A 16,003-nucleotide genomic window follows, 5' to 3' on the forward strand; every position below is an offset into this window, starting at 1 on the left:
CGCGTCCGCGGTCGGCCACAGATCTCGATCAGGGAGCAACGACCATGAACAAGTACGTCTCGAGAGGGCTCTGGTTCACCCTCTTCGTCGGCGGCCTGACGCTCGGAGGTGCCGTCGCGGCGAACGCGGCCACCACCTCCGGCGCGGACGGGACCGCCTCCGGCACGCAGGTCGTGCCGTCGATCAGCGCACCGGTCTCCGCGACCGGCAACGCGTTCGGCATCCTCGGTGATGCGGTCTCCGCGGCCGCACCTGCCGCACCTGCCTCGTCTCCCGCACCGGCCGCGGCCGCTGCGCCGACCACTTCTGGATCGGACGGGACTGCGTCGGGAACGCAGGTCGTCCCCGACGTCACGGCACCCGTGCAGGTCTCCGGCAACGCGATCGCCGTCGCGGGAGATGCTGCTGCGGCACCCGCACCCGCCGCTGCCGCTGCTCCGGCGGCAGCTGCTCCGACCGCTCCGGCGCCCTCGACCTCCGGGTCGGACGGGATCGCCTCCGGCACGCAGGTGGCCGGCGACGTGACCGCGCCGGTCACCGCCGCGGGCAACGCGATCGCCGTGGGTGGCGACGCGGTCTCGTCCGCGCCGACGACCACGGCCCCGGCGTCCGCGGCTCCGGCTGCGCCTGCTGCCTCCGCCGCTCCGACGACGTCGGGGGCCGACGGGACCGCCTCGGGGAGCCAGGTCGCTCCGGTCGTCTCGGTGCCGGTGACGGTCGGCGGGAACGGGATCGGGCTGCTCGGCGATGGTGCCAGCTCGGGCTCGACGGGCTCGGGCACTTCGGCTCCGGCTGCGGGTGGGACGACCTCCGGGTCGGACGGCACCGCTTCGGGCACGCAGGTGACGCCGGTGGTGTCGGTTCCGGTGACGGTCGGTGGGAACGGGATCGGTCTCGTCGGCGACGGCACCAGCACCGGTTCGACGACCCCGGCCACGGGTACCTCGGCTCCGGCTGCTGGTGGGACGACCTCCGGGTCGGACGGCACCGCTTCGGGTACGCAGGTGACGCCGGTCGTCTCCGTCCCGGTGACGATCAACGGGAACGGGATCGGTCTCGTCGGTGACGGGACCAGCACCGAATCGACGACCCCGGCGTCGGGCACGACGGCTCCGGCTGCTGGTGGGACGACCTCCGGGTCGGACGGCACCGCTTCGGGTACGCAGGTGACGCCGGTGGTCTCCATCCCGGTGACGGTCGGTGGGAACGGGATCGGTCTCGTGGGTGACGGGACAAGCACCGGCTCGACGACCCCGGCCACGGGCACCTCGGCTCCGGCTGCGGGTGGGACGACCTCCGGGTCGGACGGCACTGCTTCGGGTACGCAGGTCGCTCCGGTGGTGTCGCTGCCGGTGACGGTCGGCGGGAACGGCATCGGCCTCGTCGGTGACGGGACCAGCACGGGCTCGACCGGCACCACGGGCACGGGCAGCACGCCGACGACGGGTGGCACGACCTCCGGCAACGGCGGGGTGCTCTCCGGGACCCAGCTCACGCCGGTCATCAGCCTCCCGGTCACCATCGGCGGCAACGGGATCGGCATCGTCGGCGACGGCACCAGCACCACTCCCGGCGGTACCACCACTCCCGGTGACGGCACCGACCCCGGTGACGGCACGACGCCCGGTGGCGGCACTACTCCTGGTGGCGGCACCGACCCCGGTGACGGCACGACTCCCGGTGACGGCACGACTCCCGGTGACGGCAGCACGCCAGGTGCCTCGACCGGCGTCGGTGACGGCAGCACGCCCGGGACCGTCACCGCGGTCACCGGCACCGACGCTGCGGTCGTGACCAGCGCCTCCCGGACTGCTCCGGTCGTCGCGACGACCGCCGCCGTCTCGACGGTCGCACAGGCAGTCGCCAGCGGCACGCAGTCGGAGCTCGCCTACACGGGAGCCACGTCGCCGGCCCTGCCGCTCGGCTTCGCCCTCCTGCTGCTCCTCGCCGGAGCAGGGACGCTGGTGCTGCGCAAGCGGCACTGACCCCACGGGAACCCGAGGGGCACCGCACACGCGGTGCCCCTCGTACCCGTGTCCGGTCCTGGGTACGCGCCGACCACTGGCTGGGAGTGGTCGATGGCCAACCTGTGCACAGCAGAAGCGCCTCCGATGCTGCCCGGCAGCGGGACGACGCCACGATGAGACCGTGCTCCACGACCTCCTGCGCATCCCCGTCACCGGGCGTGACGTCCTCGTCCCGGTCGACGTCGTCGCCGTCCTCCTCACGATCTGGGTGGTGGCGGCACCGGTCCTCGCACGGCGGAGCCGACGGTCGGCCCACCCGGTCCGTGCGGTCGTGTGGCGGGTGGGGGCGCTCATCGCGGGGGCCGGGGTCGGCCTCGTGCTGGTCTGGTGGACGGGCGACGTGCTCGACCTCTTCGGTGTCTCGTTCACGCCGGTCACACGGATGTGGATCGCCATCGCGTGCGCGGGGATCGCCCTGCTCCTCGTCGTCTTCGTGCAGGGCGGCTGGACGATGCGGGTCGCGGCGGTGGGTACAGCAGCGGTGATCGCGCTGTCGGCGGGACTCGGGGTGAACGTGGACTTCGGCTTCTACAAGGACGTCGAACAAGCGATCGCCACGAACCCGTACCCGTCGCGTACGCTCGCGGCGGCCCCGGGTGACGGCGGCGGTGGGGCCACCCTCGTCGACACCGCCGAGTGGCACGCCCCGGCCGACATGCCGAGGTCGGGGGAGACGATCAGCGTCCGGATCCCCGGGACGGTCTCGCACTTCCGGGCTCGGAAGGCGGTGGTCTGGCTCCCGCCGGCCGCACGGGTCGCACACCCGCCGAAGCTGCCGGTGCTCGTGTCGCTCTCCGGCCAGCCCGGGCAACCGGCCGACATGTTCCAGACCGGGGACCTCGGCCGGTACCTTGACCGGTATGCGGATGCGCACCACGGGATCGCCCCGATCGTCGTCGCACCGGACCAGCTCGGAGCGCCGGCGCGGAACCCGATGTGCGTCGACTCCCGCCGTCTCGGCCGCAGCGCGACCTACGTCATGACCGACACGGTGCGCTGGATCCGCGACCACCTCCCGGTGGCGAGCGCTCCCAGCGCGTGGGGGATCGTGGGCTTCTCCGAGGGTGCGACGTGCGCGATGCAGTTCTCGACGGCGCACCCGGAGGTGTTCGGGTCGGCGCTGGCGATCTCCAGCGAACTCGCGCCGCGGAACGGGAGCCTGCAGCAGACCGTCGCACTCGGCTTCGGCGGCTCGGAGACCGCTTACCGGGCGGCCGCGCCGAGTGCGATCATGACCGCGCACGGACGGTACCCGGACCACCTCACGGTGTTCGGGTTCGGCCAGGACGACGCGCCCTACCGCGCGTCCACGGAGGCGCTGCGCGCGGTGGCCGAGCGGGTCGGGATGCGGACGGAGCTCGTCGTCTCGCCGGGGTCGGCGCACGACTGGAACACGGTGCGGTACGTCCTGGCGCACGGGCTGCCGGCGGTCATCGCGCACCTCGGGCTCCCCGCGCCGGAGGGCACGCTGTGACCGGGACCGGTACCGGGGCCCCGACCGGGACCGGGGCCGAGGCCGGGACCCCGCCCGCCGCCCCGCCAGCGTCCGCCGCCGGCCGCGCCGGCCGCGCCGGCCGCGCCGCCCGCGCCACCCGCGTCGGCCGTGCCTGGCGGACCGTCCGCCGCCACCCGGTGACGACCGCGATCGTCGTCCTCGTGCTCGCGACCTCCGCGGCCGCCGTCGTGATGCGGGTCCAGCGCGGCGCCGGCTCGGTCCCGTACGGCCCCTTCCGGGTGTTCGCCGCCTCCACCGGTGTCCTCGCGCTGCTCCTCACCCTCGCCGGGGTCGTCGTCCTGGTCGGCGCGGCCGAACGGTTGATGGGGTCGTGGCGGACCGCGACCGCGTTCGTCGTCACCACGGTCGTCGGCACGGGCGTCGGAGCGCTCAGCGCCTTCATCGACTCGGACGGCCGCGACGTCGGACCCCTCCTCCTCGGCCGGGCGACCAGCTTCGACCCGTGGACGGCGATCGTCGGGACCATCGTGACGGCGAGTGCGTTCGCGGGGCCGCTGTGGCGACGCCGGATCCGGGTGAACGCCCTCGCCGTCGTCGCGGCCCTCCTGCTCTACGCCGGGCACGCCTCCGACCTCTACGCGGTGCTCGCCGCGGGCGCCGGGTGGGTCCTCGGCGAACTGCTCCGCCGGACCCCCAAGCGCGCGGGCTGGCAGCGCAGTTCCCACCGTGAGACCCGGGTCCTGCTCGGCACCGTCGTCCTGGTGTCCGCCGTGGGACCGGTCATCGCGCTCGTGTCCCGGGCCCGTGTCGGCATCCTGGCGCCGCTCGCCGCCGTGGTGGGGGCCGGTCCGGTGACGCCGGTGCACGGCTGCCGTGCGGACGCGGTGGCGGGGGAGTGCCTGCGCGCACTGCTGGCGTACCGGACGACCGACCCGTGGACCCTCGCCCTGGCGTCCGCGCCGCTCGTCGTGCTCGTCGTGGCGGCGCTCGGCCTGTTCCGCGGCAGCCGGTTCGCGGTGTGGCTCGTGGTCGTCGTCGAGGCGGTCACGGCGGTGGCTGCTGCCGTCACGTACGGCGTCGCCCCTGGCAGCGTCGAGCAGCTGCACGGCATGGAGGACCAGTTCATCGTCGACGTCTCGATCGCGGCGTCGGTCGTCGTCCCGCTCGCGACCGCCGTCGTGCTCGTGCTCCTGCGTCGGTCCTTCACGGTCCTGCCGTCGCGGCGCCGCGTCCTCGGCTTCACGGTGACGGTCGCAGCTGCGGCGGCCGTGGTCGTCGCGGTGGTGCTGGTCACCGCGGCGTCGTCCCCGCAGCACGTCGAGGCGCCGCTCCGACTCGCGGTCGCTGCGCTCGGCCCGCTCGCGCCGGTGGCGTTCTGGGACCGGTTGCCGTCCCTCCACCCCGCGCTCCGCGTCGTGATCGGCCTCGCCGGCCCGGTGCTGTGGTTCGTCATCGCGTTCGCGGCCGTGCGGCCGACGGGCGCCGTCGAGCCGGACTCCGACGCGGACGGCACCCGACGGGACCGCGAGCGTGCTCGGGCCCTGCTGGAGGCCGGCGGCGGCGACGCGTTCGGGTGGATGACGACCTGGCACGGCAACGCGTACTGGTTCGCCGAGGACGGTCGCGCGGGGGTCGCGTTCCGCCGCACCGGCCGCGTGGCGGTGACGGTCGGCGGACCCTTCGGCTGGCCGGACGCCCGCGCGGAGGCGATGACCGCCTTCGCTCGCTGGTGCGACGACAACGGCTGGACCGCGGTGTTCTACGGCATCGGTGCCGATTCCGCCGGCACCCTGACCGCGCAGGGTTGGGCGACACTGCCCGTCGCAGAGGACGCCGACTTCGACCCGCGCACCTGGACCACGAGCGGGAAGAAGAAGCAGGACGTCCGGACCTCGGTGAACAAGGCGAAGCGCGAGGGGATCACCGCCACCTGGGCGAGCTGGCAGCAGCTGCCGTCGTCGACGACCCGGCAGATCGAGGCGATCTCCGAGGAGTGGGTCGCCGAACGGGAGCTGCCCGAGATGGGCTTCACGCTCGGCGGCGTCGACGAGATGCGGGACCCGGCCGTCCGGACCCTGGTGGCCCAGGACCCGGCCGGCACCGTGCTCGCGGTGACGAGCTGGCTGCCGAGCCACCGTGAGGGCCGGGTCGTCGGGTGGACGCTCGACGTCATGCGCCGGACGGGAGCCGCGCCGAACGGCGTGATGGAGTTCCTCGTCGCGAGTGCGGCGGAGCAGATGCGGGAGGACGGGGTCGAACGGTTGAGCCTGTCGGCCGCGCCGCTCGCCCAGGCCTCCGAGCCGGCTCCGGCGAACGACGGCGTGCGGGACCTGCTCGACCTCGTCGGCGGGGTGCTCGAGCCCGTCTACGGCTTCCGGTCGCTGCTGCGCTTCAAGCTGAAGTTCGGTCCGGAGCTGCACCCGCTCGTGCTCGCGTACCCGGACCCGGTCGCGCTGCCGGCGATCGGGATCGCGGTGGTGCGCGCCTACCTGCCGGACCTGTCGTTGCGGCAGGCGGTCGCGCTGGCGCGCGGGCGCGGCTGAGCGGCGCGGTCAGTAGGGGCGGTTGTCGCGGACGGGAGGCGCGGTGCCAGCCCGACCCGCGCCTCCCGTCCGCCACGGCGCGTGCGTGACGCCGGGTGACGTCCGCGGGGCCGGCGCGAGGTCACGGTCACCGGTGTGGGGTATCGTTCCGACTACGCAAGCGCTCCGGGGTCGGTGCAAGTCCGAACCGGTGGTGACAGTCCACGAACTGATGACGGGTGCGAACCCGACAGAGGTTGACCCGGTGGAACTCCGGGACCGACGGTGAAAGTCCGGATGGGAGGCGCGCTGGCGGACGAGACGCACCCACACGTGTGGGGGCGGACCCGTCCGTCGATGCCGACGATCGTCGAACGCCCCGGAGTCCCGTTGAGAGGACACCAGTGTTCACCGGCATCATCGAGGAACTCGGCACCGTCACCGCCGTCGAGCAGCACGGCGACTCCGTCGCGCTCACCGTCCGCGGCCCGCTCGTCGTCGCGGACGCCCGGCACGGTGACTCCATCGCGACGTCGGGCGTCTGCCTGACGGTCGTCGAGCAGACCCCGGAGACCTTCACGGCCTTCGTCATGAAGCAGACGCTCGACATGAGCGCGCACGGCGCCCTCGCGGTGGGGGACCGGCTCAACCTCGAGCGCGCGGCTTCGGTCGGCGACCGACTCGGCGGGCACATCGTGCAGGGGCACGTGGACGGCACCGCGACGGTCCTCGAGACCGCGGACGGCGACGGCTGGCGGCGCGTGCGGTTCTCGCTCGCGCCCGAGCTCAGCGCGCTCGTCGTCGACAAGGGCTCGATCGCGATCGACGGCGTCTCGCTGACGGTCAGCGCGGTGTCCACCGAGGACACCCCGCCGGCCGACGCGTGGTTCGAGGTGAGTCTCATCCCCGAGACGCTCGAGGCGACGACCCTCGGCGCGCGGGTCCCCGGTGACCGGGTGAACATCGAGACCGACGTCCTCGCGCGGCACGTGCGGCGGATGCTGCGGCTCGACGCCGCGGCCGCGGCCGCGGGTGCGGGTGCGCGCGCGGGCGCCGACGCGTTCGTCGGTCTGGAGGCGCGGTGATGGTCGCCGGGGCAGGTCCCGCTCCGCAGGCGGGCACGACGGACACGGCGGTCGCGGCCGCGTCGACGGGTGCGGATGCCCCGACCGGCGTCGCCGGTGGGCTCGGACTGTCCACCGTGGACGAGGCGGTCGCCGCCATCGCCGCCGGACGCCCCGTCATCGTCGCCGACGACGAGCAGCGCGAGAACGAGGGCGACGTTATCCTCTCCGCCGAGCTCGCGACCCCCGAGTGGATCGCCTGGACGGTCGCACACTCGTCCGGGTTCATCTGTGCCCCGGTGAGCGTCGAGATCGCGGACGCCCTCGACCTCCCGCCGATGGTCGCGCACAACGAGGACGTCCGCGGCACGGCCTACACCGTCACCGTCGACGCGGCCGTCGGCGTGACGACGGGCATCAGCGCGCACGACCGCGCCCGGACGCTGCGGGTCCTCGCCGACCCGGCCTCCGTCCGCGACGACCTGCACCGCCCCGGACACGTCGTCCCCCTGCGCGCCCGACCGGGCGGGGTCCGCGAACGGGCCGGGCACACCGAAGCCGCGATCGACCTCGTCACCGCGGCCGGGCTCCGTCCCGCTGCGGCCATCTGCGAGATCGTCGACGAGGACGGCAGCATGATGCGCCTGCCGGGACTCCTCGGACTCGGGGCACGCGCCGGCGTGCCCGTCATCACCATCGCCGCACTCGTCGAGTGGCTCGACGCGGCAGACCGGGCAGCGGCGGAGTCCGCGCCCACGGAAGGAACGACACGATGAGCGGAGCAGGCGCGGCGGACCGTGACCACGTCGACGGCAGCGGCATCCGGGTGGCGATCATCGCCGGGCGGTGGCACGACGAGATCGCCGGTGGCCTCCTCGCCGGGGCGCAGCGCGAGGTCGAGCGGCTCGGCGCCACCGCCGACGTCATCCCGGTGCCGGGGAGCTTCGAGCTGCCGGTCGTCGCGAAGGTCGCGCTCGAGGCCGGCTTCGACGCGGCCGTGGCCCTCGGGGTGATCATCCGCGGCGGGACCCCGCACTTCGAGTACGTCTCGGATGCGGCGACGAGCGGGCTCACCCGTGTGGCGCTCGACACCGGGAAGCCGGTCGGCTTCGGGGTCCTCACGCTGGACGACGAGCAGCAGGGGCTCGACCGCGCCGGGCTGCCCGGTTCCAAGGAGGACAAGGGTGCCGAGGCGGTGCACGCCGCGGTGTCGACGGCGGTGACCCTGCGGGCGTTGCGCGTGCTCGCGTAGCGCGCGCGGGCGGCGCTGCGCGCGGCGCTCCCCGCTCTCCCCTCGGAACCAGGTTCCGGACACAGCACCACGTTCTTCCGCGGTGCTGTGTCCGGAACCTGGTGCGTTCGGCGCGGCCGGGCGCACCGGGGCGCGCAACGCGGACGGGCCCCGCACCTCGAGAGGTGCGGGGCCCGTCCGGACGCGGTGGCTGCCTACCGCTTGCCGAAGACGTGGATCGGCAGGAAGAACGCGAGGCACATGAGCACGAGACCGCCCATGAAGACGAATGCCTGACCCGAGCTCACCTGGAACGCGAAACCGAACAGGTACATCGCGACCAGCAGCAGCACGATCGAGAAAACAGCGGCGATGACGCGGCCCACAGTGGTACCTCCGGAATCAGGCGGGTGGATCACGCCAAGTCTATCCCCAGGATCGGGGATGTCCGTTCACGCGCCGGGCTTGGTCGCGATGAGTCGGTCGACGACGCCGAGCAGGGCCTCCATGTCGACGGTGCTGCGGTTCGGCCGGACGTCGCTCGCGGCCCCGAGCGAGGCCTGGTGGTAGAGGCCGTCGCCCAGCAGCTTGACGGCCTGCGCGGTCGGCTCGTCGTCGAGGGCGTCCACGAGGGCCGCGAGCCAGGCGTTCTCGGTCTCGTCGAGGGTGCGGCCGGCCTCTTCGTACCCGGCCTGCTGCAGTCGGCTCGCGGCGAGGAGCGCGAGGTCGAGCTCACTGCCGACGAACAGGCAGTTCCGCACGAAGTACCGGGGAGCGCCGTCCTCGGCCTCGCGCATCCGCTCGACGTCGATCGCGGAGAGGTCGGACAGGCGCTCGCAGAGCCCCTCGACCAGGGCGGCCTTCGACCCGAAGTGGTAGAGCAGCCCGCCCTTCGAGACCCCGGCACGAGCGGCCACGGCGTCGAGGGTCGCGGGACGCTCTCCTTCCTCGCACACGATGGCGACGAAGCTGTCCAGGACACGATCGCGGGCGCTTGCCATGCGCACGAGTCTAGGGAACGGTGGGCGGCAGCGCGTCACGCGCACTGCCGCCCATGCGCTCAGCCCTTCAGGGCACCCGCGGCGATGTTCGCGATGAAGTGCCGCGAGCCGATGATGAACACCCCGATGAGCGGGAACACGCTGATCACGGCGCCCGCCATCACCGAGCCGAGGTCGGTGGCGTTCACGGAACTGAGGCCGGCGAGGGCCACCTGGAGGGTCTGTCCCTTCGGGTCGATGAGCACGATCAACGGCCAGACGTAGTCGTTCCACGCGGTGACGAACGTGAAGATGCCGAGGAACGCGAGCCCGCCGCGGAGCATCGGCACCGCGATCGACCACCACGTCCGGAAGAAGCCGGCACCGTCCACCCGGGCCGAGTCGATGACCTCGTTCGGGATCGAGCCGGTCGCGAACTGCCGGAGCAGGAAGATCCCGAACGCGTTCGCCGCACCCGGCACGATGAGCGCCTGGAGCCCACCGATCCAGCCGAGGTGCGCCATGAGCACGAAGCTCGGCACGAGGGACAGGCTGCCCGGCACGAGGAACGTCGCCAGCATGATCGTGAAGAGCGACCGCTTGAACGGGAACTCGTACTTCGCGAAGGCGAACGCCGCCAAGGAGTCGAACAGCATCACGAGGACGGCGGTCCCGCCGGCGACGATGACGGTGTTCCCGAGGGCTCGGAGCATGTCCACGCTGCCGAAGACGGTCGCGAGGTTCTGCATCGTGTGGTCGCTGAACCAGAGGGACGGCGGGTAGCCGAAGATCTGCGCGTTCGACGACGTCGACATGACGAGCAGCCAGTAGAACGGGAAGATCGACAGCACGACGCCGACGATGAGGCACAGGTGCGTGACCAGCCGGCCGACCCACCCGTGCCGTGGACCACGCCGGTGGTCGTCCGGTCGGTCTCCGGCGATGCCGGGCTGGCCGAGTGCCGCGACGGTCGTCGTGGTGCCGGCTGCGGTGTCGGCGCTCATGCGCTCGCCCCCTTCGTGGTCGTCGCCGCGGCGCGGACCGCCCGCGGGGTGCGCAGGCGTCGCGGTGTCTTGAGGCCGTCCCGTTCGCTGAGGAGTCGCCAGTTGATGATCGCGAACACGACGGAGAAGATGAACAGCACCCAGGCGATCGCCGAGCCGTAGCCGAAGTCGAACTGGTTGAACGCCTGGTCGTACTGGTAGAGCACGATCGTCATGCCGGCCTCGTCCGGGCCGCCGACGGCCTGCCCGTTGAACAGGATCTGCGGCTCGGTGAAGAGCCCGAGCCCGCCGATCGTCGACGTGATGACGGTGAACAGGATGACCGGACGGAGCATCGGGATCGTGATGCGGGTGAAGATCTGCCAGGTGTTCGCGCCGTCGACCTTCGCCGCGTCGTACAGCTCGGTGGAGATCGACTGCAGGCCGGCGAGGTAGATGATCGCGTTGTACCCGGTCCAGCGCCAGATCACCATGACGGCGATCGTCACCTTGATGCCCCAGTAGGACGAGAGCCACCCGACGGGGTCCGCCCCGATGGCCCGGAGCGCGGCGTTGACGAGTCCGAACCCGTCCGAGAACACCGAGCCGAAGACGATCGCCATCGCGACCATGCTCGTGACGTTCGGGATGAAGAACGCGACGCGGTAGAAGCCCTTCGCCCGGATGTTGCCGTGCAGGAGGAACGCGAGGACCAGGGCGAGGAAGAGCATCGGGACGGTCGAGATGATCCAGATGATGAACGTGTTCGCGACGGCGTTCCAGAACCGCGGGTCGGTCATCAGGTACTGGTACTGCGCGAGCCCGACGAACGCGGGGGAGCCCACGCCGTCCCAGTCGGTGAAGGACAGCACGATCGAGAACACGATCGGGAACAGCCCGAACACGAGGAACAGGACGTAGAACGGCGCGATCGCGGTGTACTGCGGCCAGAACCGCCGCAGGCCGGGCCCGTGCCCGGTCGCAGCGGTCGAGATCGACGCGGTCGGTGCGCCGCCGACGACGGGGTTGGCCGTCGTCGCGGTCGCCTCCTTGAGCGGAGCGCTCATGCCGTCACCCCCCGCTTCGCGAGGACGCGGTCGGTCTGGTCGAGCGCGTCCTTCCAGGCGCGTTCCGGGTCCTTGCCGGACTCGACGTTCGTGATCTCGGTCGCGAAGGCGCCGATGAACCGTTCGGAGTTGGAGATGTACGTCACGGGGACCTCCGGGGCCGCCTCGCTGAAGAAGTCGAGTGGGTTCTGGTCCCCGAAGAAGTCGCCGGGGTTGCGCATCAGGCCGTTCTCGAACGACGCGGGCGTCGAGGGGAACAGCTGGATGTCGTTGTAGGTGTGCGACTGCACGTCCGGCCGGGTGATCCACTTCGCGAACGCCACCGCGGCCTCCGGGTCCTTCGACGTCTTCGGCACCGCGAGGAACGAGCCGCCGCTGTTGCCCGGCCGTTCGGGCTGCCGGGCGATGCGCCACTTGCCGGACAGGTCCGGTGCGGTGTCGTGGATGACCTGGGTCCACCAGGCGCCCTCGATCTGGCCGGCGACGCGACCGGCGACCCACCCGGCGTTCTGGTCGGTGCCGGACTGCAGGTTCGCGGTGATCCCGGCGTGGACGGACTCGACGGCGTTCTCCCACGCCTTCCGGATCGAGCTGTCGTCGTCGTGGTAGAGCGGTCGGTCGTCGCGGTCGAAGTAGCGGGTGGGGCTCGCGGCCACGAACTGGTTGAAGAGCTGGGTCGCCGTGATGATCGTGGCGGCACCGGTCTTCTGCTTGATCTGCTTGCCGAAGGCCCGGAAGTCGGCCCAGCTCTGGATGGCCGCGCTCACCTCGTCCGGCTCGGTCGGGAGGTCGGCCTTCCGCAGGACGTCCTGGTTGTAGAAGAACCCGGTCGGCCCGGTGTCGACCGGCCAGAAGCACTGGCGTCCGGACGGTGTGCGTCCGAGCGAGAGCTTCCAGTCGTAGTACGACGACTTCTCGGACGCGGTCGGCGCGAAGTCGGTGAAGAGGTCCTCGTCGGGGAAGTACAGCCAGCAGTTCGAGTTCACCATGAGGACGTCGGGGATGAACGCGTTGCCGGCGAGGGCGGTGCGGAACTTGGTGTCGTAGGACGCTCCGCCGATGAGGTCCGGCCGGAGTCGCATCGGGTGGTGGCCGCTGATGCCTCCCGCGGCCTGCTTCAGGAACTTCGGGTCGAGGGACCGGTTCCAGTACCAGAGGACCAGTTCGTCCGGGTCCTTGGAGATGGCGGTGCCGGTGGAACACCCGGCGAGGAGCGCCGTGGTGGCGAGGGCGCCGAGGGCGCCCGCACCGGCGAGGAACCCCCGCCGGCTGAGACTGGTCGATGGTGCTGCTGTCACGGAGTACCTGCTCTCGTCGTTGAGATCGGGATACCTGGAGCGTTCGACCGTGAACGCTCACGAAGTGGTCAGAGCATCCTCCGACCGACACGCCGTGTCAAGCATCCGCATCGTTGCAGTGGAGGCACGACGACCGTACGATCGACGCGACCGTGAAGGTTCACGACTCGAGAAGGATCCGCATGTCAGCGCAGACCGCGACCACCGTCAGCAGCAGCACCCCGGGGGAGCAGGACGCCCCCGGGTGGGCCGTCCTCGGCCCGGGTGGGATCGCCCGCCGCTTCCTCGCCCAGCTGCCGGCCAGCGGTGCCGGGGCCACGCTCGTCGCCGCGGGCAGCTCGTCGACCGAGCGGGCCCGGGCCTTCGCCGACGAGGCGGCCGACCACGGGTTCGCCGACGTCGCCGCGGCCTCCTACGACGAGGTGCTCGCCGATCCCCGAGTCGACGCCGTCTACGTCTCGACGGTGCACACCGGCCACGCCGCCCTCGTGCTCGCGGCCCTCGAGGCCGGCAAGGCGGTGCTCTGCGAGAAGCCCCTCTCGCCGAACCACGGCACGTCGATGGCGCTCGCCGATGCGGCACGCCAGGCCGGTCTGCCCCTCGTCGAGGCGTACATGTACCGCTTCCACCCGCAGACCGCCACCCTGCTCGACCTCGTCCGCGAGGGCGCGATCGGCGACGTCACGCACGTCGACGCCGCGTTCGCGTTCCGCGCCGGCAGCCGAACGGGCCGCCTGTTCGACGTCGACACCGCCGGCGGCGGGATCCTCGACGTCGGCGGCTACCCGGTGACGATGACGGCGGCGATCGTGCAGGCCGCGACGGGGGTCGCCGTCGCGGAGCCGACCGAGCTCACCGCCGCCGGGACCCTCGGTCCCACCGGTGTCGACGAGTGGACCACAGCCGACGCCGCCTACCGGGGCGTGGACGGCCACACGATCACCGCGCACCTCCGCACCGGCGTCCGCGTGCAGGACGAGAACACCGTGGTCGTGCACGGCACCACGGGGACGATCACCCTGACCGACCCGTGGACGCTCGGCGACGACCCGACCGTCGAGATCCGGACCGTCGACGAGGACCCGCGCACGCTGTCCTTCGCGGGCGCGAAGCCGTACGCGCTCGAAGCGGACGCCACGACCGCCGCCCTCGCTGCCGGTCGCGTCGACGTGCCCGAGTACACGCTCGACGAGTCGCTCGCCACCGCGCGCACCCTCGACAAGTGGCGGGCCGCGATCGGCCTGCGCTTCCCGTTCGAGGCCGAGACCGCCGACATCCCCACCGTGAGCGGCCGACCGCTGGCCGTGGCCACCGACGCCCCGATGCGCTACGGCGAGGTCGCCGGCGTCGGCAAGCGGATGTCCCGCCTGGTGATGGGCGTCGACAACCAGCCCGACCTCGCGCACGCCAGCGCGATCTTCGACCTGTTCGTCGAGCAGGGCGGCAACGTCTTCGACACCGGCTACATCTACGGCGGCGGGGTGCTCGAAGGACGACTCGGCAAGTGGATCCAGAACCGGGGCATCCGCGAGGACGTGGTCGTCATCACGAAGGGGGCCCACACCCCGTACTGCGACCCGGAGTCCCTCACCCGCCAGCTGCTCGAGAGCCTGGACCGCCAGGGCACCGACTACGCGGACATCTACATGATGCACCGGGACAACGAGGACATCCCGGTGGGGGAGTTCGTCGACGTCCTCGACGAGCACCGCCGAGCCGGCCGGATCCGGGTCTACGGCGGGTCGAACTGGTCCACGGCGCGCTTCGACGAGGCGAACGAGTACGCCCGCGCGAACGGCAAGCACGAGTTCGCGGTCCTCAGCAACCACTTCGGCCTCGCCGAGGCGTACGACGTGCCGTGGGCGGGGTGCCGGCACGCGACCGACGCCGCCTCGAAGCAGTGGCTCGAGGAGCGCCAGGTCCCGCTGCTGCCGTGGTCCTCGCAGGCGCGCGGGTTCTTCACCGGCCGGGCGAAGCCCGAGGACACCAGCGACGCCGAACTCGTCCGCTGCTACTACAGCGACGAGAACTTCGAGCGGCTCCGTCGCGCGTCGGAGCTCGGCGAGCGCTTCGGTGTCCCCGCCACGGCCGTCGCGCTGGCGTACGTCCTCAACCAGCCGTTCCCGACCTTCCCGCTCTTCGGACCGCGTACGATCGCGGAAGCCCGGTCCTCCATGACGGGCCTCTCCGTCGACCTCACTCCCGAACAGGTGGCATGGCTGGACCTCCGCGACTGACCGACCCGGTCCCCGCCCCCGGCGGCCGGGCGACGATCATCGACGTCGCCGCAGCCGCCGGGGTGTCCCGCCAGACCGTGACGCGTGCGATGAACGGCATGTCCGGCATCAGTGCGGCGACCAAGCAGCGGGTCCTCGCCGAGGCCGAGCGCCTCGACTACCGGCCGTCGCGGTTCGGGCGCGGGCTCGTCACCGGTGGCGACCACCAGCTCGGCCTCGTCGTGAACGACCTCCGGAACCCGTACACGCCGCAGCTCGCGTCGGCGGTGTTCCGGCTCGCCGCGGAGCAGGGGTGGAACGTCATGCTCGCCGACGTCGACCTCGCGAGCGACGCCGACCGCATGGTCCAGGCGCTCGGGTCCCAGACCGACGTGGTCATCGGGTACCTCGGCTCGCGCCGGGAGCAGTGGCGGGAACTCCTCGGGACCGTGCCGATGGTGGAGCTCGACCCGTACTCCGAGCCGCGGACCGCGGCCGTCTGGATCGACCCGGCGGACGCCATCGAGGTCCTCGCCGACCACCTCGTCGCCACGGGCGTGCGGCACCCCGTCGTGCTCGACAACTCGTCGCCGGAGCACACCAGCGTCCGCGGGAAGCTCATGGTGGACGCCCTCCAGCGACGCGGGTACCTGCCCGAGCTCGTGCACGCGGAGCACGGCACCGCCGACTGCGGCGCCGAGGAGACGACACGGATCCTCGCGCGCCGGCGCCGACTGGACGCGATCCTCGCCTTCAACGACGTGATGGCCCTCGGCGTGCTCCAGGCCTGCCGACGCGCGGGCGTCGACGTCCCGGGGGACGTCAAGGTCGTGGGGGTCGACGGGCTCCCGCTCGGTGCGCTCGTGGCGCCGACGCTGACGACGCTCGCGGTCGACCTCGACGCGGTCGCGCGGGAAGCGCTCGACCTCGCGCTCGGCATGCTCGCCGGCGAGTTGCCCCGGCAGGGTGCCGTGGTGCAGCGCGCGGTCCGGCACCGCCTGCTCCTGCGCGAATCGGCCTGACGACTGCTGGTCGCCCTGGTCGCGACCAGCGAGCTGACTGGAGGCGCGGCGCGGGCTGGCACCGCGCCTCCCGTCCGCCGTTCGGTTGCATTTGCAACCATTACCGTCCAGACGGTACACTAACGGAGTCCTGACGG

At 72.3% G+C, this 16,003-nt stretch carries 12 protein-coding genes, 1 pseudogene and 1 riboswitch; of the genes and pseudogenes, 8 read left to right on the forward strand and 5 right to left on the reverse strand.

The features are described from left to right. Positions 1-44: 44 nt before the first annotated feature. From FS825_RS16065 to ribH, 6 genes and pseudogenes are all read left to right on the forward strand, one after another. Positions 45-1,985 (forward strand): beta strand repeat-containing protein, encoded by a 1,941-nt coding sequence (locus tag FS825_RS16065; protein ID WP_144714985.1) that lies wholly within the window; start codon positions 45-47, stop codon positions 1,983-1,985. 163 nt (positions 1,986-2,148) lie between these two features. Beyond that, positions 2,149-3,501, forward strand: a complete 1,353-nt coding sequence (locus FS825_RS16070) for an alpha/beta hydrolase (RefSeq protein WP_260981281.1) — start codon at positions 2,149-2,151, stop codon at positions 3,499-3,501. Further along, entirely contained in the window at positions 3,498-6,026 is a 2,529-nt protein-coding gene (locus tag FS825_RS16075) for a bifunctional lysylphosphatidylglycerol flippase/synthetase MprF (protein WP_144714987.1), read from the forward strand. The genes FS825_RS16070 and FS825_RS16075 overlap by 4 nt, the downstream gene beginning before the upstream one ends. 157 nt (positions 6,027-6,183) lie before the next feature. Further along, positions 6,184-6,318: riboswitch (FMN riboswitch) on the forward strand. Between the two features lie 91 nt (positions 6,319-6,409). After that, the gene (locus tag FS825_RS16080; protein WP_144714989.1) at positions 6,410-7,090 is read left to right on the forward strand and encodes a riboflavin synthase; all 681 of its coding nucleotides are present in this window, start codon (positions 6,410-6,412) and stop codon (positions 7,088-7,090) included. Beyond that, positions 7,090-7,812 (forward strand): annotated as a pseudogene (gene ribB / locus FS825_RS16085) (3,4-dihydroxy-2-butanone-4-phosphate synthase); the annotation flags it as partial. The gene FS825_RS16080 and the pseudogene ribB, both read left to right, overlap by 1 nt. Before the next feature lie 29 nt (positions 7,813-7,841). Continuing rightward, complete coding sequence (gene ribH, locus FS825_RS16090) at positions 7,842-8,321, forward strand: 6,7-dimethyl-8-ribityllumazine synthase (RefSeq protein WP_144714993.1); 480 nt, start codon at positions 7,842-7,844, stop codon at positions 8,319-8,321. Between the two features lie 194 nt (positions 8,322-8,515). Here the strand turns inward: ribH and FS825_RS18755 are convergent, their stop codons facing one another. The 5 genes from FS825_RS18755 to FS825_RS16110 all read right to left on the reverse strand — a co-directional run bounded on the left by FS825_RS18755 (position 8,516) and on the right by FS825_RS16110 (position 12,628). After that, complete coding sequence (locus FS825_RS18755; RefSeq protein WP_186377291.1) at positions 8,516-8,686, reverse strand: hypothetical protein; 171 nt, start codon at positions 8,684-8,686, stop codon at positions 8,516-8,518. 66 nt (positions 8,687-8,752) lie between these two features. Then, on the reverse strand, positions 8,753-9,301 hold the full coding sequence (locus tag FS825_RS16095) for a TetR/AcrR family transcriptional regulator (protein WP_144714995.1): 549 nt from the start codon (positions 9,299-9,301) through the stop codon (positions 8,753-8,755). Between the two features lie 59 nt (positions 9,302-9,360). After that, positions 9,361-10,284, reverse strand: coding sequence for a carbohydrate ABC transporter permease (locus tag FS825_RS16100; RefSeq protein WP_144714997.1), 924 nt, complete (start codon positions 10,282-10,284; stop codon positions 9,361-9,363). Beyond that, entirely contained in the window at positions 10,281-11,330 is a 1,050-nt protein-coding gene (locus tag FS825_RS16105) for a carbohydrate ABC transporter permease (RefSeq protein WP_144714999.1), read from the reverse strand. Before FS825_RS16105 ends, FS825_RS16100 begins: the two co-directional genes overlap by 4 nt. After that, complete coding sequence (locus tag FS825_RS16110) at positions 11,327-12,628, reverse strand: ABC transporter substrate-binding protein (protein WP_144715001.1); 1,302 nt, start codon at positions 12,626-12,628, stop codon at positions 11,327-11,329. The genes FS825_RS16105 and FS825_RS16110 overlap by 4 nt, the downstream gene beginning before the upstream one ends. 182 nt (positions 12,629-12,810) lie before the next feature. On the opposite strand from FS825_RS16110, the gene FS825_RS16115 reads away from it, so the two are divergent. Both FS825_RS16115 and FS825_RS16120 read left to right on the forward strand, forming a co-directional pair. Next, the gene (locus tag FS825_RS16115; RefSeq protein WP_144715003.1) at positions 12,811-14,865 is read left to right on the forward strand and encodes an aldo/keto reductase; all 2,055 of its coding nucleotides are present in this window, start codon (positions 12,811-12,813) and stop codon (positions 14,863-14,865) included. Continuing rightward, positions 14,844-15,866, forward strand: a complete 1,023-nt coding sequence (locus FS825_RS16120; RefSeq protein ID WP_144715005.1) for a LacI family DNA-binding transcriptional regulator — start codon at positions 14,844-14,846, stop codon at positions 15,864-15,866. The genes FS825_RS16115 and FS825_RS16120 overlap by 22 nt, the downstream gene beginning before the upstream one ends. Positions 15,867-16,003: the final 137 nt, after the last annotated feature.

The sequence above is a fragment of the Curtobacterium pusillum genome (genome assembly GCF_007680845.1).
GTDB lineage: Bacteria > Actinomycetota > Actinomycetes > Actinomycetales > Microbacteriaceae > Curtobacterium > Curtobacterium pusillum_B.

Coding starts and splice junctions, on each gene's coding strand:
- FS825_RS16100 (WP_144714997.1), bottom strand. CDS start 10,284: ATGAGCGCCGACACCGCAGCCGGCACCACGACGACCGTCGCGGCACTC.
- FS825_RS16105 (WP_144714999.1), bottom strand. CDS start 11,330: ATGAGCGCTCCGCTCAAGGAGGCGACCGCGACGACGGCCAACCCCGTC.
- ribH (WP_144714993.1), top strand. CDS start 7,842: ATGAGCGGAGCAGGCGCGGCGGACCGTGACCACGTCGACGGCAGCGGC.
- FS825_RS16065 (WP_144714985.1), top strand. CDS start 45: ATGAACAAGTACGTCTCGAGAGGGCTCTGGTTCACCCTCTTCGTCGGC.
- FS825_RS16095 (WP_144714995.1), bottom strand. CDS start 9,301: ATGGCAAGCGCCCGCGATCGTGTCCTGGACAGCTTCGTCGCCATCGTG.
- FS825_RS16120 (WP_144715005.1), top strand. CDS start 14,844: ATGGCTGGACCTCCGCGACTGACCGACCCGGTCCCCGCCCCCGGCGGC.
- FS825_RS16115 (WP_144715003.1), top strand. CDS start 12,811: ATGTCAGCGCAGACCGCGACCACCGTCAGCAGCAGCACCCCGGGGGAG.